The sequence below is a fragment of the Sphingobium sp. EP60837 genome, from assembly GCF_001658005.1.
In the GTDB taxonomy this organism is placed as follows: domain Bacteria; phylum Pseudomonadota; class Alphaproteobacteria; order Sphingomonadales; family Sphingomonadaceae; genus Sphingobium; species Sphingobium tyrosinilyticum.
In genome coordinates this window covers 1,731,913-1,754,588 of the sequence record NZ_CP015986.1, presented here as the reverse complement: position 1 = coordinate 1,754,588, position 22,676 = coordinate 1,731,913, and the positions used below count along the sequence as shown (strand labels likewise).

Annotated in this window: 8 protein-coding genes; 2 read left to right on the top strand and 6 right to left on the bottom strand. The window is 59.5% G+C overall.

The annotated features are described in order from the left end of the window. Both EP837_RS08515 and EP837_RS08510 read left to right on the top strand, forming a co-directional pair. Window positions 1-1,233, top strand: coding sequence for an exonuclease SbcCD subunit D (locus EP837_RS08515; protein ID WP_066526404.1), 1,233 nt, complete (start codon window positions 1-3; stop codon window positions 1,231-1,233). Continuing rightward, a complete protein-coding gene (locus tag EP837_RS08510; protein ID WP_066526403.1) occupies window positions 1,233-4,940 on the top strand; it encodes an AAA family ATPase in 3,708 nt (1,235 codons plus the stop codon). The genes EP837_RS08515 and EP837_RS08510 overlap by 1 nt, the downstream gene beginning before the upstream one ends. A 190-nt stretch (window positions 4,941-5,130) precedes the next feature. Here EP837_RS08510 and EP837_RS08505 read toward each other — a convergent pair whose 3' ends face one another. The 6 genes from EP837_RS08505 to EP837_RS08475 form a co-directional block, all read right to left on the bottom strand. Next, window positions 5,131-7,812 (bottom strand): DEAD/DEAH box helicase, encoded by a 2,682-nt coding sequence (locus tag EP837_RS08505; protein ID WP_082919577.1) that lies wholly within the window; start codon window positions 7,810-7,812, stop codon window positions 5,131-5,133. Then, a complete protein-coding gene (locus tag EP837_RS08500; protein ID WP_066526400.1) occupies window positions 7,805-15,040 on the bottom strand; it encodes a sacsin N-terminal ATP-binding-like domain-containing protein in 7,236 nt (2,411 codons plus the stop codon). The genes EP837_RS08505 and EP837_RS08500 overlap by 8 nt, the downstream gene beginning before the upstream one ends. Window positions 15,041-15,577: 537 nt before the next feature. Further along, a complete protein-coding gene (locus EP837_RS08495) occupies window positions 15,578-16,909 on the bottom strand; it encodes an McrC family protein (RefSeq protein WP_066526398.1) in 1,332 nt (443 codons plus the stop codon). Further along, window positions 16,906-20,616 (bottom strand): AAA family ATPase, encoded by a 3,711-nt coding sequence (locus tag EP837_RS21270; RefSeq protein WP_197486252.1) that lies wholly within the window; start codon window positions 20,614-20,616, stop codon window positions 16,906-16,908. The genes EP837_RS08495 and EP837_RS21270 overlap by 4 nt, the downstream gene beginning before the upstream one ends. 185 nt (window positions 20,617-20,801) lie before the next feature. Further along, a complete protein-coding gene (locus EP837_RS08480) occupies window positions 20,802-22,298 on the bottom strand; it encodes a relaxase/mobilization nuclease domain-containing protein (RefSeq protein ID WP_066526393.1) in 1,497 nt (498 codons plus the stop codon). Next, window positions 22,295-22,618 (bottom strand): plasmid mobilization protein, encoded by a 324-nt coding sequence (locus tag EP837_RS08475; RefSeq protein WP_066526390.1) that lies wholly within the window; start codon window positions 22,616-22,618, stop codon window positions 22,295-22,297. Before EP837_RS08475 ends, EP837_RS08480 begins: the two co-directional genes overlap by 4 nt. Window positions 22,619-22,676 lie beyond the last annotated feature (58 nt).

Below are 22,676 nucleotides of genomic sequence, written 5' to 3'. Positions count from 1 at the left end.
ATGACCGAATCGATACCCGCCTTCCGACTGATCCATAGTTCTGACTGGCATATTGGGCATGAGCTGTTCAGCCATGAACGAGAGGCAGAGCATGAGGCTTTTCTCTCCTGGCTCCTTGATCGCCTCGTGGCCGAAGAAGCGGATCTGCTGCTCGTTACGGGCGACATTTACGATGTGGCGAACCCGCCGGTGTCAGCCATGGCACGGCTTTATGCCTTCCTACGGGATGCCACGACGCGCTGCCCCGATCTGCAGATCGTCATCATTGGCGGAAATCATGACAGCGCCGCGAGGATCAATCTACCCGCCGCACTTCTCGGCCCTGGGCGCATCCACCTTGTGGGCTCCCTGCCGCGCACAAACGGCATCGCAGACCCAGATAGATTGCTGATCCCGCTCACCGATCGGACGGGTAAGGCCGCAGCTTGGTTGGCAGCCGTCCCATACTGCCGGCCGGGAGATATGGGCGCTGGCGGACTTGCCGAGTTGTACGCCAATGTTCTGACGGCGGGCGCTGCACGAGCAGACGGGCTGCCTCTCATGGTGACTGGTCACCTTCACGTCGCGGAAGGGGACATCTCTGAACATTCAGAACGTCGAATCACCTTAGGGGGGGAGGAGGCCCAAGCCACAGCCCTTTTTGACAACCGAGCAGCTTATGTTGCGCTTGGCCATCTTCATCGCCCTCAGACGATCAAGGGCGATACTCTGATCCGCTATGCGGGTTCGCCGTTCCCCTTGTCCGCAACGGAAAGGCTCTACCGCCATTCAGTCAGCATAGTCGACCTTGCGCCGGACGGCGCGAGCGTCCGGGAGGAAGAAATTCCCCGCCTTGTCCCCTTTCTGACAATCCCGGCCGACGGTCCAAAGCCGATCGGCGAGGTTGAGATCGAAATCCAGGGATTGGACTTCGATCCCGATATGCCTCGCGGGCTGCATCCATTTGTGGAAATTTCAGTCCTCTTTGATGGCCCTGAACCGAACCTACAAGCTCGAGTCATGGCGGCGCTCGATGGGAAGGCCGCGCGGCTGACGCGCATTGCACGGGTCTCGGCTCGTGAGGCCACCAACCAAGCCATCGCTGAGCGCGATGTAGATCTAGCCGAACTGCTTCCTGATGCCGTTTTCGCAGAGCTGTTCGAGCGGGCTCACGGCAGCGAACCGCCGGACGATTTGAAGCAAGCGTTTCAAACCCTTCTCATCGAGACTCAAGCATCGAGGGAGGACGCCTAATGCGTGTCCTGGCAATCCGCGGCCGTAATCTCGCAAGCCTGAGCGGCGATTTTGAAGTTGATTTCGAAGCCGAGCCGCTCAGCGACGCCGGCATCTTCGCCATCACCGGCCCGACAGGCGCAGGGAAATCTACCCTGCTCGACGCCATGTGCCTGGCATTGTTCGATTCTGTACCGCGCCTCGGCGCAGCACCGGCACGCGCCAGGATCGAAACGGCCCAAGGTGACGAGTTGTCGGCAGGAGATCCTAGGGCCATCCTTCGGCATGGCTCCGGTGAGGGCTATGCGGAATTGGACTTCGTGGGCCGGGACGGCGAGCGATACCGTGCTCGATGGACCGTTCAGCGCGCCCGTCAGAAGACCGATGGCCGCATGCAGGCCACTCGGCACAACCTCACGCGCCTTGCTGACGGCGAGATCTTGGGCGGGACCAAAACTGAAACGCTGGCGGAGATTCACCGTCTCGTCGGTTTGTCAGCTGAGCAGTTTCGTCGGGCCGTCCTCCTGGCACAGGGCGATTTCGAGGCCTTCATCAAGGCTGACGATAACGAGCGAGCCCAGCTACTCGAACGGCTGACGGGGTCGCATATTTATGCGAGTCTTGGCCGCGCAGCTCATGAAAAGGCTACGACGATCCGGGCCCAGCAGCAGGCAATCCTAGACCGCATTGAGGCGCAGAACGGCCTCGACGACGAAGCACGCCAGATCGCCGAAGAGCAGCACAGTGCCGCGAAGGACGTTGCAGATCGCACCGCGTCTACGCTTGGAGAACTCTCTAAAGCTGTTCGCTGGGAAAGCGATCGTACGGCCTTGGCCAACAAGGTAACGGAATGTGAGTTGGCCGTATCGATCGCGAACACCGCCCGCGAAGAAGCCGCCCCTCGGCATGAGGCATTGCGCCTGCGTAAAGCCGCGTTCGCCCTCGCAGGAGACTGGACCGCCGTCCAAGACGCAGCCACGCTGGCGCAGGAAGCGCGCCAAACTGTTGTCCTGCGGCAAAGTGAATTTGAGCAGGCGAGCGAACGCGCGACACAGACGGCAGCTGAAGAAAGCCATGCAGCAGCTCAACTCCAGCTTGAGACGGAACGGGTCGCCGCTCAATCTCCTGAGATCGAAGAAGCCCGTGTGCTCGACCGGAAGCTGTTCGAAACAAACGCATCGCTTGATGGCATAGCAGGCGTCCGCGCTACGCGCGCGCAAGCCCTGTCCAGATGTCGGGAGCTTGAGCAGGCCGCCAACATCTTGTTGGCAGAGGCTGCAGAAACTCGTGACGGCCAGGCATCGTGGCTTGCGGCGAACGCCGGGCTTGCCACATTGGCTGCACAGGAGCAGGAACTCGCTGCAGAGCTCGTCGAGATCGCAGCCGTCGATATAAAGCTGTCCGAGCTTTCAGAGAGCGTAAAGGAAGCAGAGGCCTCCAAAATAGAGGCCAACGCCACATGGGAAGCCGCCAAGGCAGCGGAAGAGGGAACCGCCGCAGCTGCCACATGGGCTCGCAATATATTGGACGAGGCTAAGGCATCAGCACCATCCGATGCCGCCTTCTCAGCGATCATTGAAAAACGGGATCGCCTGGGAGGTCTTTCCCCTCTCCTAGTAGATTGGAAGCATCAAGAAGCTCAGGTAGAAACATCCCGTGATCTCCTGGTCCGTCTACGCAGCAATCTCGATGACGCTAAGGCCGAACGCAAAGATCTGGTCGTCCGGCATTCCCAGGTCAGCTCCTCCCTTCCTATTCTGCGAGCGCAATTGCAGGAGGCACGGCGTGCCGGCGAGCTAGCCGAAACGGCCTCGGGCGAAGCGGCAATGCAACTTCGCGCAACACTCGAGGACGGTCAGGCCTGCCCGGTTTGCGGGGCGACCGAACATGCGTTGAGTGCGATCGACTCGCTCTTGGGCCTACAGCTTCGGGAGCAGCGGGAGCGCATCGCCCAGCTGGACGCCTCACTGTCTTCAAAGACCGCTGAAGAGGCCGCCCTGGCCGCAGGGATCCAGGCTACTGACCAGTCAATCCTCCGGCTGGACCACGACATAGAAAGTCAGACCGCTGCATTGGCTGCGGCCAGCAATAATGCTCAATCTGCCTTTGCCATCCTGTCAGAAAAGTGCAACTCGGTGGGCCTTGATCCGGCCGGGCCAGATTTCGAAGCTACTCTGCAAAGTGAACTCACCGCGCTCGACAAGCAGCGCACTTCGATGACGGAGGCGAGGACCGCAGTCACAATTGCGCAGGCCGCCGATGAAAAGGCTCGAAACGAGTGGGAGAAATGCCGCGCAGCCTCCGGTCTCGCCGCTCAGACAGCGCGCTATATCGAACAGAAATTGAGCGGCATAGCGGAGCGACGATCGCACGCTACAGAAACACGAGATCGGCTCGCGCGATCGATCGACGCTAGGTTCGGCGGCAGCGCAGATTGGCGACAGTTAGCTGACCCCGCAGCCTGGCTCGACGAATCTGCCAAGGCTTGGCGCGCCCACTCTGCTGAACATTCACGGCTTCTCGCCGCAATTCCGGGGTTGGAGAAATCGGTTGCTGACGCGCGTACAGAGACCGCCACAGCCGCCGCCCGATTCGATGAAATCGAGTCTCAAGCGAAGGGGTGGGAGGCAGATCAGCTTCGGCTAACGAACGCTCGGAAGATCGTGCTTGGCGGCGACACGGTGGATATCGTCGTCGCCCGCAACGAAGCGGCCCTATCGCAGAGCCGCCGAGCTTTGGAAGTTGCCCAAGTAGAGGCCAGCAAGGCGCGAGAGCAGCAGGCGGCCGCAACCGCTCACAAAGAGTCCGCGGACCAAGAAGCAGAGCGCAGGATCAAGGACCATCTGGATCGCCAAGGTCGATTTCACGCACGCCTTGCTGAGTTGGCGATCGAAGAAGACGCCGTCGCCGACGCAGCGCAAACGGGACAGGAGGCCATCGATCAGGAGGCTGAGGCTCTTGCCAACATCGAGAGGGCCGCAGAACAGGCTGCTGCCCTCCTTACCCAACGACAGCAGGATCTGAGCCGCCACGACCAGACAGACCCTCCTTCCCTGTCCGGCGATGCCCTTGCTCAGGCAGTCAGCGAAGCCAAACAAACTGACGAGGCGGCCCAGCAGGCGCTCCAAGATGCCCAATTCGTGCTCCGCCGGGATGATGAGGTTCGGACGCAGATTACGAAGCTTCGTGCCGACTTGGAACGTGAGCGCTCAGCAGCGCGGGTATGGCTCGCCCTTGATGAACTCATCGGCGATGCGACGGGCGCTCGGTTCCGGCGCTTTGCCCAAGGGCTGACGCTTGATCGCCTGCTGGCGCACGCAAATTCGAGGCTGGCGGATCTCAAGCCCCGCTATGAACTCCAACGCGCCCCCAGTGGCGACATGCTTATCCAGGTCATCGACCATGACATGGCTGGCGAAATCCGTGGGGTTCACAATCTTTCAGGCGGCGAGCGTTTCCTGATCAGTCTTGCCTTGGCACTCGGCCTTGCCGAGATGTCGACCGGCCGGGGCCTCAAGATCGAAAGTCTGTTCATCGATGAGGGCTTTGGCGCACTGGACGGCGCCAGCCTTGGCCAAGCCCTGTCCGTCTTGGAACATCTTCATGCGACCGGGCGCCGAGTGGGCGTCATCAGCCATGTCGACGAAATAAAAGAGCGGATTCCCGTGAAGATTGAGGTGACGCCCGTCGCCCGTGGTCGTAGCGAACTATCTGTGATCAGTGGATAGCCCGCTGATTTTGCATCCGGACACGCTCTGATGTTCGGACCCAAGATGCGCGATGTCCTAACGGAGTGGCCGTTGATGAAAACTCCGATCGGGTAGGCTTCGATTCTGCTGTCTGGCGCCTCTCGTTCTCACAGGAGGCACTTTCCGGTACGCGCGCACTCACGGAGCCGTTGAGAAAAGGTGCGTTCGCTCAAAATGCCATCTCCTCAGGGACAAGCAACACTTCGCCTCTTACGGTCGGACGGGTCATGCCTTCTGCGATGCCTGGAGCTGCCTCATAGGCGTGCGCCAGCAAGGTCTTGGTGAGCGTTGCCAGAGCCGCGCCTCCGCTTTGCAGGGAGGTTATCGTCGCATCCGATCGGCCAAGACGGTTCAACCGCTGTAACAGTTCCCAGTCGCGAAGGATGTGCACCTTGCCCTCAGGATCCTGCCACGCCCCGATTACAACGCGGCTGACCGTTTGGCCTTGGCCAGTGACTTCATCGCTAATAGTGGCAACCAGCAGCGGAGAATCAAGCCTGCTGCACGTCACGAGGAACACGTCGCGTATCTCACTTTCTAGCAGAGCGCGGTCGAACAGTGCATGGCCGACGCCTACCAATCTGGTCGGAGCCTGCTTTGAGTCGATCGGAGCGTTGCGATCGAACACGAGGCCTGTGTACTTCTTATTGATGGCGTAGTCGGACTTGCTCCAGGCGTCGGGCGAGTTCACCTCTAATCCGTCGGCGCGGCTCATGGCGCGCCGCCCCTGACGTTCCAGCTCCAGTTTCAAAAATCGTTCGAGATCTGGCAGATCAACTTGGGGCAGATTACGCCCGACTTGCGCGAAATCGAAGCGGCTGACGCTGCCAAGCATATTCCGAACGCTCTCTACGACGTCGCGCCCACCGATCGTGGCGGAACGCTGGTCGAACCATTGAGTCAGCCCTTCCCTCCCGCGCGTCTGCCCATCGGCAAAGATCGCCTCGATCGTCGCCGGACCGCTCATGCCTACAACCAGCTGGCTGATGTCCTCGCGCTCGTCCATCGCGACGTCGAGTGCGGCCTGTATGCGCTCCAGCTTGGCATTGAGAAGATCCCAGATCCGCGCCTCGACGGTGTCTGGATTTCGCAGGATGAAAACTTCGACTGGCCGCTTCTGACCATAACGCGACAGACGGCCAACCCGCTGGTGCAGCCGCATCGGGTTCCATGGCATGTCCACATGAACCAGCGTAGCGCAGCGTTCCTGAAGGTCGATGCCTTCCCCTGCAGCCTCCGTCGACACGAGGAAGCGCACCTTCCCACCGTTGAATGCGTCGGCCGCTGCCTCCCGAGTCCAACTACGCGGGCCGCGGCTGCCATTCGCGAGCGAAAGGTCGTCGAGCCGTCCGTCACCGTTGATGAAGGCGCAGCATCCATGCCCGAAGCGAGCGTGAAGCGCATCGACGACCATCGCCTGCGTCGCCTTATATTCAGTGAACAGCAGGACCGGTTCATTTTCCGGCAAATCCTTGTCGATCAGGCCGACAAGTCGCTCGATCTTCTGCTCGCGCACGATCGGCTCGGCGAGTTCCAGCAGTTCATCGAGACGCGCGACCTCGCCGTCCATCAGCTCTACCAGCATCTGCGCCAAGGTGTTCTCTACCTGGACCGCCTGCTCGTCGAGCGTTTCGGCCTCCTCGGGAATGCTTAGCGCCACTCTCGCATTCTCGGCCACGGCCGCCAGCTTTGCCCGACGCTTGATCAGCGCGCTACGGATAGCCGCGATCGAGGATGCGGCGAGCTTCTGCAGCGCAATTAGGAGCAGCATCCTGGCAGACTGCGCCCGTCCATCAAGCGTAGAGGCATAGGCGCGGCCGTCGATGATGAAGGCGCTCAGTGTTTCGTAGAACGCGGCCTCGGCTTCGGAGAAGGCATAGTCGCGCGTCTCAACTGTTACCGGCGTGAACAGTCGGTCGCCCTTGAGGTCGGTGACCGTAGCCTTGTTGTTGCGGATCATGAAGTCGGGCAACGCTGCGAGCTGCTCATCGACGTCCTTGTCCGGCCCGAACCGTTCGGCATCAAGCAGGCTCAGCAGAGAGAAGAAACCATGATCCTTTCCGCGGTGTGGCGTCCCGGTGAACAGCAGCAGCGACCGGATTTTCTGTCGCCTCTCCATTTCCTTCAACAACTCAAGCGAAAGCGTCTCCCCTGTTCTCTCGTCGGCATGAAGGTGATGCGCTTCATCGACGACCACCGCGTCCCACGGCTCGGCATCCAGGAATCGACTGGCCTCAGCGCGACCCTCAGCGACCTCGCGCCTAAGTGTATGAACTGAGGCAACGACCATCTGCGCCGTTCCCCAGAAATCGGCAGTGGGTTTGTCGACCTCACGGTCGTACATCTGCAGGCGGAGATCGAACATCTGGCGCAGTCGCGCCTGCCACTGCGGCACCAATTTGGCGGGCGCGAGTATCAGTAAGCGGCGCACCTGCGCGCGTGCCACCAGTGGCATGAGGACCAGGCCCGCCTCGATTGTCTTGCCGAGGCCCACATCGTCGGCGACCAACCAGCGGAACGGCCACTGGCGGTTGACCTTGTGACAGACCCAGAGTTGGTGTGGAAGTAGCTGCACGCGCGAGCGCGAGAACACACCCCACTGGTCGTTGACCGAACGGATCGCGAGCGCGCTGGCACGCAGCAGGCCATCGGCGCTATCATCGAGCTGGCCGGCGCCCAACGCAAGTTCGAGCGAGCGGGCAAGAGCGAGTTCGGAACGCAGGACCTGTTGGATCTCCGCGCCGAAACGTACCACTACCGTGGCACCGGTATCGGCAATGACTTGTCCAGTACCGTGAATCGGGTGCGAAACGGGGGTATTGGGCGCTAGCGCATCGGCGGCATCAAGCATTTTCCATCACCTCATCGAGATCAGGGGCGATCCAGGTTCCGTTGAGAATTTGGGCACGGGCGGGCAACCATCCGCGGCCGGGTTCACGGGTATTGAGCAGCTCTAGCGGCAAGTCGCCGTCTGTTCCAAAGGGCAGCTCGATTCCCACTTCATCAATCACGGCGTCGTACAAGCCTCGCCCCTCATCGATGCCTGATTCGAAATCGCCGAGGCCGATCGCACTGGCAAATTGGCGGATTCGGAGCCGCGCGCTCCACGCGAAGGGTTGGACGATCGCCGCATCATCCTCGTCATAGACGCCGCGCCTCGCCAACTCACGAACGATCCAATTTGCGCCCATGCCGAGGGACCGGGCGATTGGGGCGGCATCTAGCCCCATCCGGGCGACGATGTGGCTGCTGGACGGGCGCAGCAAATCACGGAGCGCCAATTGGTCGTCATGCTGGCGCACCATCTGCGGAAGATTGAGAAAAATCTCGCGATAGGTTTCAAGATGCCTCGCGATCATGCACATGTCGCCAAGGCAACGTCGCCACAGGAGATAGTCGTCTGCCGCGCCGATCTCTGTCCAGTCGAGCAATCGCTGAACGTAGGGCTTCAGTTCGCGATCACTTTCGTTGATGGTCGCCAGATCGCGCCACCATCCTTCGTTTACACAGCGCTCGATGAAGGCACGTGACTGCTGAGGCGTGATCCGGCCCAGCGTCTGAAAAGAACCGAGCGAAAGCAGCGTGAACCAGGCGACGTCCTCCATGTTAATGAGGTCCGCCCGGTCGCAGAGCTCGCCATATGTGAGGCGATCATGCCGCGCAACTAGGGTGAAGCGGTTTTCCTCCCACCAGGAGGCCACGTCTTGAAGGATTTCCTCGGCGCTGCGTTCGACATCGTCCTCGAAATCGAACGGGGATTGGGGAGCGCTAGGATCTTCGTCGTCGTTGACGAGGCGGGCTTCAAGCGAAAGCTGCTGCTGGCGGGTAAGCTGATGATATTCGGGTAAAGACTGAAGATCGGCGACGGTTGAAAGCCATTCAATCCCACCAATCTCGCTGGGCCGGTCGGCCAAATAGGTGAGGGCTGCAAAAAGGCGAGCTGAATCCTGATTAGCGGTCGCGAGATATCTGCGTACGATGGTCTGAGAATAGCCCGCCAGCGCGCGCACGAGGTGAGCAAATTCCACCGCATTGCCCGTATAGTCAGAGTTAAGCCTGCCCGCGGCGGGCGCAAAGGCGGCACGCTGTCGCTCAGTCTCGCCCTCCTGAGTCTCGCGTGTGTCTTGCGGGAACAATAACTGGTTAGAACGCACATAGCTGCCGTCCTCAGGCAGCAGTAATACATCGCGCAACGCGCGTTCCGCCCGCTGGCGCTCCTCAGGATGCCAATTCTGGCGTTCGCTCGAATTGAACACCGTGCCGAACGCCGCAGCACGAACCGGATCAACACCGCCACCGGAGAACAGCCTCTCTGCGAGGACGCCAAGATCGATCCCGGCCACCTTGTCGAAGCCGAGTGCCTCTAGATTTGCGGCCCACCCCGCGTTTATCGCGTGGTTGTGAAAACCGAGTTCATCGCCCCAAGCTCTAACGCGCTGCAATGTCGCGGGATCTGCTAGGGTATTGCGATAGACGCCCTCAACCTCATCAGCGCAAACCAGACCGCCTCCGGACAGTGGTACCACCGGACATGCATCGACGAGCGCAGCCAGTCCGCGCAATGCGCCAACTTGGAGAGACTGCCCAACTCGCCCATGCAGTTCAAGGGCAAGTTGGTCATGCGTGTCATCGATCATGCGGTCGATTAAGAGCGCGAAGAAATCGTCGCGACCATCGACAGCCAGCCCAGCTATAGGCGCTATCTCGTCCCAGCCCTGAAAAAGTTCGACTAGCCGATCACCAAGCGGGGCCCCAAGCGCGCGCATAGCGCGGCGTTTGTCTTCTCCCTGACCATGGAGCCCGCGTCGGCCCTGGTCCATCTCAAACCGGCCATCAATCAACCACGCGGCGTTCACCGTCTCGCCATCAAGCGGAGCAAGGTTCCACAGCCGGCTCCATCTCTTGGCGAACGGCGCTGGCGCACCCTCGACGAGCTTGACGTAGAGATAATGCTGGCGACCAAGATCTAGGCGCAAAGCGCGCTGGTCGTGGCCATACTGGACCGCAGCGATACCCCGCGCCACCTCGGTGACGGAGGCTTCGCCACTACGGGTTTCTCCGCCGTCCTTGATCACGATTTCGCCGATTTCTGGCGCGGTAACGGGAAGGAAAGGTGCGACCTCAACGAAGCAGTTCCACGCATCGGCTGCAGCATGCTCCAGACCGGGGGAAATCGGCATATCGATGATCGTCGCCTGCGCGTCTTTGGTGTTATGCAAGTGCTGAAGCGCGCGGCCATCTTCCCAATTTTTGGGGATCATCCCACCTTCGATGCGAAAGCGCAGCCGCCCGCTAGCGACGCTCACATTGTCGCTCAACATGTGGGTTGTCTTGAAGCCAAGGCCGTGCTTGCCGTGATCTGCTTCCTTCTCAGACGAATCGAGATCGAGCATGTTATCGAGATCGCGCGCGTAGCGGGCCGGCGTCAGCGGTCCGCCCGGCACGTTGACCGGCCGCCCCCAGTGGATAAAGCGAAGGTGGCGGATCGCGCCCGTTTCGTCGCGTTCGGCCTCGACCCGAACGTCGGAAGGCTGGCCTTTCTGCCGGGCCGCATCGACTGCGTTCTGGAAGAGTTCGAACAGCGTCCGCGATGGCGCGTAATTGCGCCGCAACATCTTCTCTCGGATCGCCGCGAGCAATTCCTTGCCCGCCTCCGGACGGGAGATCGCCGCCCAAAGATTGTCCTTGGCGCGCTGCCGCGCGGCGGTATCGTCCTGTTCGTGTCGGCCCTGCTTGCGGTCGTCGTCGTAGCGGCTCAATGCCGACTTGAGATAAGCGCCGCGGGTCAGCTTCTTGATCCGCTCGGCCAAGCCATCGCGGATGTCGGCAATTAGTTCGTCAAGAGTCGCTTGGTCGGAGGCCAGGTAGCCATCGAATTGGGCCAGCACCGCGCTAGACTGGTTTTGCATCCTCATGCCGATCGGTTCGACCAGCTTCTTCACCGCATCGCGCAGCAGATTCGTGGCGTGTGTTAGATCCCGAGGTTCGATCGGCGACATCGTCAGCTGCCAACTATGGGATCCATCACCGGTCTTTAAACAGCCGTAGAGCAGAGCGCCTTCCCGCTCGGCAGCGGCCAGCATAGTCGTGCCCGCGGCTGACAGCGCCAGTGCCTGGCCGTCTTGCACCGGAACCACGTCGAGGCGCAGGCGCGCCATGTGGTCGGCCAGCGGATCGTACAAGCCCAATTGTCGGCGCGACCTGTCATCAAGGTCTGCACATATATCGTCGAGACCGGGATTGCCCACGAATTGGCTAGCGACCCGACGAATGGCCTTGTCGCGCCCCAACATGGCCAGAACCATTAGCACCGCAGTGTGCAGTTCGTGGAAGGGCTGGAACGGCTTGAACAGCGCGTCAACCATGTCCCCGATCGGCCGGCATGCTACCTCTTTGCCAAGTGCGGCCGGCGAATGATCGGCGGGCACATCGAACCGCCATTGCCGCGCTAACAGATCGCGCGGCTCCACACCTGAGGCAGAGAGGGCCAGCTCGTCGGCACGCGCAAAGCGACCGGCCTCGCTTTCCACCAGCAGATCGGCGGGCAGAAAACCGGTTTCGGTACGCAGGTCTGGAGCATGCTTCTCAAAACCGGCGCGCCACAACCTGCGGGCGGCCTCACCGACTTGACCATCGCGCGCGGAGATTCCGGCCAGCGCATTGAGTTGATCGACGACGGCATCGAGATCGGGGGCAGCAAAGCGGATGCCGGCCACGACCGCTCGTAGCGCCTCGTCATCCGCAAAGTTGCGGAGCGTGCTAGCAACGATCGGCCAAACGCCTTCGGCCAAGTCGCAGCGCGCGTGCGCAAGCTTTGTCAGATCCGCCCGCCAGTTCAACGTATCGACGATCAACCCCGCCAGGCGGCTTTCGGCCGCGTCGCGCAGCACCCGGCGGAAAGCCGTCGCTCGATCGTCGACGAGGCGATGGCGATCAAGCGCCGAAAGCAGGTCGGAGGACAAGTGCTCGCGCAGTACCGGGGCTGGCGCGGCCATCACCTGGGTCCACGCTTCGGCAGCGCAGGTCGGCAGGTCGAGCACATCGCGCGGTGCCCGTCTGCGCCCATCCACCGCCAACCAAGCCCGATCACGCAGATCTGCATCCATCGAATCCTTGAGTGACGCGATACTGCCCAGCACCTCGGCGATCTCCGAGCAGAACCGATGCGGTTCGGCGCTGTCTAGGGCGAGCCTAACCTGGCGCTGCGGACTCCATCCGACTATCAGGTCATTTTGCACGGCAGACGCGCGCGGATCAGGCCAAGGGTCCAAAATCCGCACGAGGCTTCGCATGGTCACGGGAACGGCATTGAGCCCACCTCGAAGCAGCGTGTCCGCGCGGTGCAGTCCCTCCTCATTCATCGCCCGGTGCAACGCCAATTGCATCAGGACTTCTTTCGAGAGGCCCGACGTGAGTAAAGTTTCAGCCTGATTTTTGCTAAATGGCTCGACGAAGCTGCGCCGACGCACCAGCTGTTCACCGAGCCAGGCCAGATCGAGATCCTCGATGTCGGTCTTGCGCGCCTCCTCGTGGCCGAGCTTGTCGGCGATGGCCGGGTCAAGCAAACGGATCGAGACATCATCCGCCATCAATTTATGGACGAGAGATCCCAGCGCCACAGGCAAGCCGACAAGCCGCGCCAACGTGACCTGATCACGGAGGCCCGGTTCGCCCGTTATCAGGCGCCGCATCAGCGGTGCCGGCATATGTTCGCGCAATTCCTTGAACAGTTCGACCCGCGCTGAAATCGGGCCGAACTGCAGAACTTTACCCAGCACCGCGACCTTGTCGGATACCGTGTTCGACGAAGCCAGCGACATGCCCGGCGGCGGGGTGAGCGCGATATTCTGCCGCAAGTGGTAGATCGCCGGCTCAACAATCGCGCTGGCAAGCTTTTCAAGCTGCGAGTGCGGACCGTGGTGGAACAGCAGCTTCTCGCGCATGAGATCAAGAACTTCCGCGGGGGAGAGCATGATGTCTGCTCGATCATCAACCCGCACAACGGGGATGACCTTCAGCGATGCTGCCTTGCTGTCGCGCGCCAGTTCGGCAAGCGTCGGGCCGTTCTGCAAAATAAGTCCGATGAGTGCGAGCGCCTGATCAAAGATGCGGCTCGGCCGCTGGGTCACCGATTCAAGCACAGCCAGCAACGACACTGCTTCGTCACGCGCAAGCCTACGCGTTTGCTTCGCCTGCTCCTCGCTTATCCATTCTGCGCGAATGCACAATGTGTCTGGAAGTTCTGCAAGGCGGGCGAGCAACTCCGGATCGGTTACCGACTTGGGGAGGACGAGCACCTGATCGTGCGGCAGATGCAAAGTCAGTCGCCTGAGCTGGGCCATCGGCGCCAACTTCGTGCCATTGCGCATCGCAGCGCGAAACGCATTCGCGATTGCGGCCCGGGCCAACGGACCAATCTCGCCGCCGCCCGTGCTGGCATTGTAATCGAGAATTTCGACCAATGTATTGGCGGCATCCTTGCTCGATAAAGATGCTGGGGCGAAGCCGGCTACCAACTCGGCCAGCTCACGATCCTCCCACGCAGGGCGCGCTTCGCCGAGCGTGACGCCTTGCGCGAGAACGAACTCATTTGCTGTGCACCAATCAAGAAAGCCCTTCCACGCCTCCGTGAGGCGGCGCGGGCGAGTTGCCTCGGAAGAAGGCATAGGGCGCAGCTGGGGCGCCTTCTCAATGCGCCAGTTGCTATCGCTCCCATCGAGTCGTCGCACTAGCGCGCGACCTCCGCAAATCGCTCTCGCCCTCTCCCGCCACCAACGACTTTCACCAAGAGCACGAATCAGCTCATAGCGGTCGTTGTTGGCTTTAATGCCGAGGACCGCCTGAGCCACAGCGTCGAGCACGCAGGGAAGCGAAGCTTCGGCCTGCAAGGCTTCGTTCCAGCGAAGCTTGATCGCGTCCTGCCCCCTGTTACCGTCGCTAACAAGAATACTCGCGCGATTGCTCGACACAAAGAAGTCACCGTGGACGACGATGTCTACATTTTCACTTCCTGGGAGCGCGGGATCGCCAAGTACGACGCTGCGGTCCTTGGCCGGGTCACCCAGTGGCAGATAGACGCCCTGCCATATGCGTAGCCGCGCGGACTTGCCAGGACCTACTGGGTGCCGGCAAATGATCGACGCTCCATGTGGCGTGGCTTTCGCCTTGTCCAGCCCGGTCAACGTCCAGGCAGAGGGCCAGTCATCTTCTTGTCTCAGCGTCACAGCCGTTCCATCGGTAAGGCTGCGCTGGGCGCCATGTACCTCGCACGCTTGCCCGTTTACAGTGAAACGCCCCCCAAACGCTGCCTCCATCTGACGCTGGGCGTCATCGCCAGGGCCGGAGAGGCGCGTGCCCCCCGGCTGAACTTCGGCGCGCCAGGGTATTTCGCCCGGGCATTCGATGTCGATCCGCACGAGGTGACGCAGGCAACTTATTGTGGCGTGGAGCTGCTCGCCATCTACAATATCCTTCAATGCGTCGCGAGGATTCCATTGCGCGCTGGTCAGGCTAATCCGAGAGTCAGAACTGGGCCGCAGCTTATCAGTGCGCAACGGGATGTAGAGCACGAGCCCCATCCCCATCCCCTGACCATCGGCCCACTCAGCCAACAGCATTTCGTCCTTCGCCGAAAGCGACTTCCATGCGCGGGCGTGATCGGCCTCAGCGATTTCCTCATACGGATTGAGGATCATCGTGGTCGGCTCAGGACCGCCATCGATCCGGGCGAACACGGGATATGCATCGCACAGGTGGTAAAGCGCCTTCTGGCCTAAACCGAAGCGGCCGACCGCCTGGCCATCACCACCCTTACTGCCACCGGCAGCCAGTTGCAGTCCCTCCCAGTTGCTCGAACTCACCGGACCATCATTGGCGACAAAGATCCCAGGCGCACGCAGCAGCACGTTGTTAGCATCAGGGAAGCCGTCGTGCCCCGCCAAGAGAAGCCTGCTAGCGCCGACATCATCAGCGTTTTGAATCAGTTCCTTGAAGATCGTGAATCCCGAGCCGTAACTTTCCGAGAGCAAGGTCTGGATCTGCTGTATGGTCGCCTGCGGCGTGGTCTTCAGTGCGGTCATGCAATTTCAACTCAAGAGTTTCTGAGGCCAATTATTCATCAGATGCGAGATTCCACCGATGGGCGGCCGCTAGGTTGTAAGCGCCAAAAACTCCGTGGCGCTACCGAACAGCCAGCGATCACGAAGATCTGAGCGAGATTACGCGTCGCCATGGTTGACGGCAGCTGGCGCTGAATTGATGGATTCTTGACATGCGCTACAGCTTGGCACGATCAAGCGACAAAAATGGTCGCACCATCATTCGCCTCGAATTCCGTGCGCTTGGGTGAATGGCGCAAACCAGCGGGTGCTTTGACGAGATGCAGCTATCAATCAGAATGCCCCCTTGTCGACTGCCAACAAAACCAACATCGGATCTGTTGCACAGACAGCTAGTGCCGAAAAGTTGATTTACTTACGCATCGGCAAATTTTAGTTCTTGTCCCGCCGGACAGCCTTTCCACTGCGCAGTACGATGCAAGAGCGCTAGGCCCTACCGCCGAGGAGGGGCTGATCAGATCGGCGCAGGGACGTTGCAATGCACCGGACGTAGACCGATCATGCTGTAGCCAACTTCAGATCACTCTCGAGTTCACGAGGCAGAAGGTCGAAAATCATTTTTTTCAATTCGTTTTGGACGAGGTTCATCTGCGCCGTCAAATCAACTAGCCCCAAAGCGAGCATTTCTCGCCCTCCGGCTATACCGAAGCGGTGGCTGAGGGCCGTTCCGCTCCCCGCCATCGCCGGATAGAGCAGCATCAGCCGATCGCACCGATAGAGCCGGGAATAAGCCATCATCTGGTACACATCGCCCTGGGCCACCCCCCTCTTTCCAACTGAGGCATCCCGGGTGAGACTTTTCCATTTGGTATCGATGATGGCGAGATCCTTGCCTCCACGACGGAGCAGAATATCAGGTCGCGTTTGGAAAACGCGTCCCTCACAATCCTCATCTTTTGTCCATTCGCCCAAGCAATGACGAAGGCCTCCCTGCTCCACGACGCTGATGCCGCTTCCTGACAAAGCCCGCCGTAGCAGGGCAGCGACCGCTGCTTCGAACAGGTCATTCATTGGAAAGAGAAGCGTTATGCCGTTGTGTGATCGATGATCGTAAGTCGTTCCCTGCCAATCACGCCTGAGCAGCAATTTCGCCAAAGCGAAGACAGTTTCCCACCGCTGGCTGGTGCGATCAATCCTGACCTTCTCCCAGGGAAGTGCGGAAATAGGCACATCCGCGACATCTGCCAGAACGAAGCGCAGTTCTTCTAGCAGTCGGCGCGTGTCGTGCGCGCGGGCCAACCGAGACAGAAAGACCACGGCTGCTTTCATCACCTGCATCAGCGGTGTGTCGCTAGACAGCACATCAAAGCGGCAGGCGAGCCGATCCGGGCGCCCCACATGAACTGTCAGTTGGCGGACAATATCGAGCTTTCCGCGGAGTGTCGGCAGATCTTCAGCGCGGGCTTGATAAGCGCGATGCAAGCCTCGGCGAGCCAGGGCTAGAAGCCGCTGCGCGAAAAGGCGGATCAAAATATCGAGCAGGTTTTCTGCGCCGTGAGCCAAGGCTGCCTGAGCACCGTCCGCCAAGTTCAGCCCCAGCGCCAAGTCCAGCAAGGAAATCAGGCGGGACCGAACCGTCGGGAGATCACCCAGTTCGGCCTCAGGATCGACTTTCGGCAAGATTTCTAAGCTGCAACCTGGTGCGGCGATGACCCCCACCATCTGTTTGGCCCGCAGGTGGTGACGATGATCGGTCAGGATGGCGCTCCCATCCTCTCCACCCATCGGATGTGCCCGAGCGGCAGCCAGCAGCGCCTCAGCCTGCGCCAGGGAAAAGCCATCTGGACCGATTGCTACTCGTCCCCACTCGGGCACGTGGAGATGCGTCATGCGACGTCGTTCTCCGCGTCCGGCGCATCATCCTCGTTGACCGCTGACAAAATTGCCGCTTTGCCCAGAAGACGGGCGAAAGCATCAGAGAGCGAAATTTTCGGTTCAGCACTGTAGAAATCTCGAACAAACCAACGCTCGCGATCAATACCCTCCATACCAGGTGGAGCCTTGATCACTCCCTGGCCAATGAACCCGTCGCCAAGCACCGTCCGAACGCGGCTCCAATCTTCGAAGAAATACTCCTGAAGCAGCGGAATGATCTTATCGCGCATCACGTCGACAACATCGTCGGACGTTTTGCAGCCCATGAAAAAGGCATGCCCAATACGGTGCTCACGATCGACCAGATATTCAATGCGATCGTTTATTGTCCTCAATATCTCGACGAGAGGCATGTTCGTTGCTGCTGCAGCATTCTTGAGCTGCTGGGGGTCAGGGGCAATCTCGCGAAATTTAAAGCGGCGACGGAGTGCAGTATCGAGCAATGCAATAGACCGGTCAGCGGTGTTCATCGTGCCAATGACATGAAGGTTTGCAGGAACACCAAACTCTACCTTTGAATAGGGCAGTCGAACCGTCAAAGCGTTTTCCATGCCCAACCGCTTATCCGGTTCCAAGAGAGTGATCAGTTCTCCAAAAACCTTGGAGATGTTAGCCCGATTAATCTCATCGATCACCAAGACGAATTCGTCAGGTTTCGTTGGCTTAGCAGGACCGTCATTCAATTCACCGTCAGTCGTAAGCAACCGACTCAATGCTGGAATGTTGATCCGCTTGCGAGGTATCTCGTACACGGTTCGCATCGTGAAATTGCCGTCTATGATTGCATCGAGCGGGAGTGGCTCATCTGTTGTCAGCAGCCATTTCACCTTACGACGGTGGGCAAAATAGCCTTCAGCTTCTGCTATGAACTCGTAGTCACCAACAATCTGCCCCACAGCTCGAAACGCGCTATTGCCGTAGGGAATGATGACGATGTCCCCGATTGCTATGTCGTTGCGAAAGCGGTGCGTTTGAGTCCAATTGCTGGGCTCCTGGCTTTCCGGGTAGAGCGCTAACCAATGGGATTTGATCGCCTCTACCGTCGAGAAGCGATCATCGCTCCAATCTTCGGCTCTCCCCCAACCCAAGGCAATGTAATTGTCCTTTAGCGCCGCCTCGTAAACTTCTTCCTCCTGCCGAATGGCACCCAAGCCCATCTTCCAAAATTGGCAGGTGGAAAGATCGATCGACCTACCCGATTCGCCTGTTTCCGCCTTTTTCCGAGCATGTTCAGCGAGCGCACAAATCTCCCGTAGAATGCCGAGATATGGCTTTAGCCGGAAACCAGCTCCCTGTTCTTCGGCATCCTCGTCAGGCCGCAAGCCTTCCACGAAATTTTCATAATCATAGGCCTGATGGAAAGTAACGAACGCAATGCGCTTCTCTGCTTCGAGCTGGCGATAGCGAGCCATGAGAGAAGCCCGCCCTTCACCCGTTTCCGCAAAGTCGGCCAAACCATCGCACAAGCGTACGGCTTCGCGGGCCGTAGAATAGGTCTTACCCGTGCCGGGAGGTCCAAACAGTATGAGATTGGTCGGATTGAGCATGATATTGTCATCCTGCGATGCGTTGAGGCGGTCACGCCAGAAAGGTAGATTCAGAAACCAGGCGATATCTTGTGCTTCGCCTTCAAAAATGAACGCGGCGAGCTTACGCGCCGCATCACGGTCAAGTGGGAGCCGCCAAATCGTGTCATTGTTGGTGTAAAGCCACCACAGCAGAGGTTCGGGCAACGGAGTCCAATCCACTCGAACCTGACGACCGTCTTCCCCCTTGCCCGTCACAATCCCGGTTGCCCGTATCCGCATGGCGCTGACCGGTTTGCCGTTGGTTTCAAATGGCGCATTCCGCTGGTTTGGCAGATAGTCTCGCAAGACGATCCTATCGCCCGCCTGCATCTCGCGAACCATATGATTATACTTGCTGTCGCTATCGTAGAGCAGATGCCATGTGGCACGTTCCACGAAGCTGGCGAACCCGTCAGCGTCCCCATCGCGAGAAGTCACAAGCCAGATTGGCGTCTCACCGTTGTTCTCGCTGACCGCCGCTTCGGGTTCCGGTAATCGCTTCTGGCAGGTCTCCCAAACAAAACCTTGGGCGTCCCAGAGATCGCGAGGCGCCCATTGCCACTCGTCGCGCATGATACGTTTCATCGTGCGGACAAGGCGCATCACGCCGGCCAACTCACCTTCGCTCAATGGGTTTGGTCCGAAAGCGGGACTCCCGGTTAACATCCAACATGCATTGTCAGTGGGGGTGGATCGGATACCAAACATTCCGTCGGGAGCGATCAACGCCCGAAGCATGGTCGATATCGTTCGGCTTTCGGCATAAGGATTTGCTTGCGCATGAGGCAGCATCAGCGGCCAGGTAGCGCCGACGAAAGCCATGACTCCGGCAACGTCGTCCCCGGCCTGAGCGAGATCCTCAGCTGCTTGCTCCACCACTCCTGGATTGTCAGTCCGAAGCGCTTGGACAATATTGATCACCCGCCAATCAAGAAGCTCGCATGGCACCCCGGCTTTGCCGACGAGCAGGTCGAGCAACGATGAGCCTAAGGACGGCTCATCCTTCGCTTCGCCCGTGAGCTGACCTACCAAAGCTTGTGCATGTTCTACCAGATTGCGTCTTTTGCTGCCCTCATTGGACGCATAGCTGGCGCCGTCCTCGAAGCTTACAAACCCCGGATGGCGCTCAAGAAATTCAGAACGCAACCGATCCAGCCAGTCACGATCGACATAAGGGCCGGCATCGTCATACCAATCGAGCAGTTCAACAAGCTGCACTGCATCCGCTGGGCGAACGATCAAAACGGGTCGCGGCCTATGTCCATTTGCCGCCCTATGTTTCAGCCGAGGCGGTAGATTAGAATGCCGCGCCTGTGTGGGAAGGTACGTACGGTGAATAGGAAGCGGGCAAGACTCTCGATCGACACTGTCTTCAATCCAAATTTGAGCTACCGAGACCGTGCGCTCCCAGGCAAGCTGACGCCCATCTGGCAGGCCAAATGCCAGCATCTTAGCGGTATCCACAATCGGGACGCCGTATCGCTGACGCAGTTCCCCTTCGATGTCACCGTCATTTGCCGCGAGATCAAAACGCAAGACCGTTGCCGGGCTGATATTCGCGCCGACACGCTCAGCCAGTCTCACATCAGCCATTTCGCGAAACTTGCGGCCGGCAAGAGCCTGGCAGATGTTCGGCCAAGCCTCCTTCAGCCCGAGAGCCGCATTGACGTCGCGTACCAGGACCTCAACGCTATCCTCTTCGCGCTCTCGTGCCGGCTCAATGTAGTTTTCAAGGACATGCAGTCGGATAGCATCGGCGTACCGATCGCCCAGTACCGCCCCTTCCAAAAACTGTCCGTACTGGCCCAGCCAGGAGCGCCAGCTAGCCAATCGATTTAGCGGCCTCTCAGACTGCGGCATGAGCGTCTTGAAATCACTGCCGCCCTCCCGAAAGTCGGCCTGCATTGCCTTCAGACGCTGACGCAAATGTAGGAATTTGTCCGCTTGCCAGGCTTCGGCGAGATCCGAATGAGGAGAGTCCAGCGCAGCTAGGTTATTCTCGATCGTTCGCACCGCGTGCGCACGAGTGTTTCGACCGTTTTCAGTATTTGCTCCCCGCTCGGCAAGCCAAGCCTTAAACTCCGCTTCTTGCAAATCAGCCCCCCATTTTCCGCGTCCAGCTAACGCTATCGGCTCGTTGGAGCTACGATTTTCTTGTTAACTTTCCACGCCTTTTAGACGAGCCAAGTTGTGCAACATTCTGCGACAGTAATGGTCGCATGTCTGAGAACGGGTTCGCAATTCCGGGGGCCTTGGCGGAGCTCGGCTCTCTCACAATGTCAACGCGAACGGCCTGATTGTTGCGCAAGCCAGGCCAGTTGACGATCGATGTCGGCGTCAGTTTCGACCCGAGGTTCAGCATGCGGTTGCGTGTGCAAGGGGGCAACGGCTGATCGCTCCACAACAGCTTCCTTCGTGCTTGGTTTGTGAGCGGGCACTTCGTAGAACACCGGATCATTATGCTTGACCACGGTTTTTTCGGGCACGCGCTGCGCCATGAAAAGCGCGTAGCTCAACAAGCGCGGTACTCGAAGCTTGCCTATTTGCGTCCGATGTTCATCGTCCAGCGCCTTGAGCTGAGGCAATCGCACGTTCTTCGTGAACGCGACGCTGAACGATCGCCTTTGCGATGAAGGGAGACGTGCAGTTTCCTCCTTGCGCTGTTTGGTCAACCGCTCAGACAGAGCCTTCCGCTTCGCCCGGTGCGAGCGTTTCAGCTTCTCCCGTTCGAGACGCGCCAGTCGGCGCGCCTCGAAATGCTGCGTCCGGTATAGATTAAATTCTGTCCGGTCTGGTCGCACCTCTTGGACCTTAATCCCCGGGCAGGCGCGCAGATAGTCGGTATTTTCCGGCCACCACTGCTCGAATGTGATAGCGTCCGCAGGGCGGCGCTTTTCAATTTGAAGCAACCCATATCGGCGCTCCGCGGTATCCAAATCGGAGGCCTTGATTCGATTGTTGACGCTGCGCAAATCAAACAGCGTTAGCCCAATGATCTTCGCCCCTGCCTTTTTGCTTTTGCGCAAAGCAGCCTCGAAGCCGACACCGATGGCGGCGAGAGCCCGGCCAGCTTGGTGCCAGCTCCGAAGGTCCAGTGCGGCACGGATATCGTCAGCCCTTTCAAGCAAAGACCGCTCACCAGTGCGGGCCTGTCGATGTTCATGGGCGGCTTTCGTCCGACGCGACGGCCCGACTTCTCGTACGCCCTCCATCTCGAGGTGGGTACGCAATTGGCGCAGTTCGAGCCGCTTCTCGATCGCCCTGCACAGGTCTTGAAGCCGGAACAGTGCAAACTGATTGAACGATCGCCACACAACATCAGTCACGGGTAACTGCTCAATCGCAGTCTTTTTCAGCGCGAACGAAGCAACCCCTTTCTGACGCGCATGTGGCGCGAGGAAAGCCTGCTTCGAAGGTGTCTTGAGAGTTAAAGGCGACACGGTGCAGATCATGAGGTGAATGTGGTCATAGCCTTTATCGCGATGGCGAACGGCAACCAGTTGGTGGCCGTGAAGGTTAAATTCGTGGATAACATCATCAATGATGTGCTTCCATGTCTCGTCAGATAACTCCCCGTCTTCTACGGCCGCGGAAAGCGAAATGTGCATCACGACCGCTTTGGCCCTGGGCGCCTGCTCGGCGACCAAGGTCATTTCAGCAGATGCATTCCCGAGTGAAGAAACCTCACGCAGATCGAGGATCTCGTGATCGCGATTGTAGGTAAGATATATTTCCAGGCCGGAAAAGTTTCTGCCCCATGTGATTGAGGGGATCACGACGCAAGCATCCTGCGGACGGCGTCGAGCATGTCGGCATAGGCGGCTTGCAGCTCGCCCACGAGTTCGACGGAGCGCGCGGTATTCGCATGACGCGCAATCTGGTTGATGTTCTGGCCGATACGCCGGACATCATGAACCAACTGACGCGAAGGAATGAGCTGGGGGTGCGATTGCCGGACCAAACGGCGGAGCACTTCAGCAGTTGAGATGTCCGAATGTTCTGCGATCTCCTGAAGGAGATCATATTCGGCAGGTGACCAGCGCGTGGGAAGCACGACGGTGCGCACACGAACCTCGCTGCCTGAGCGATGGGTCATTTCATTTTCTCCAGAAACAAGGGTTTCGAAAAGTCTTGGAGGGAGGGGTCCAGGGGAG

Coding starts and splice junctions, on each gene's coding strand:
- EP837_RS08515 (WP_066526404.1), top strand. CDS start 1: ATGACCGAATCGATACCCGCCTTCCGACTGATCCATAGTTCTGACTGG.
- EP837_RS08495 (WP_066526398.1), bottom strand. CDS start 16,909: ATGACGCATCTCCACGTGCCCGAGTGGGGACGAGTAGCAATCGGTCCA.
- EP837_RS08475 (WP_066526390.1), bottom strand. CDS start 22,618: ATGACCCATCGCTCAGGCAGCGAGGTTCGTGTGCGCACCGTCGTGCTT.
- EP837_RS08500 (WP_066526400.1), bottom strand. CDS start 15,040: ATGACCGCACTGAAGACCACGCCGCAGGCGACCATACAGCAGATCCAG.
- EP837_RS08510 (WP_066526403.1), top strand. CDS start 1,233: ATGCGTGTCCTGGCAATCCGCGGCCGTAATCTCGCAAGCCTGAGCGGC.
- EP837_RS08505 (WP_082919577.1), bottom strand. CDS start 7,812: ATGCTTGATGCCGCCGATGCGCTAGCGCCCAATACCCCCGTTTCGCAC.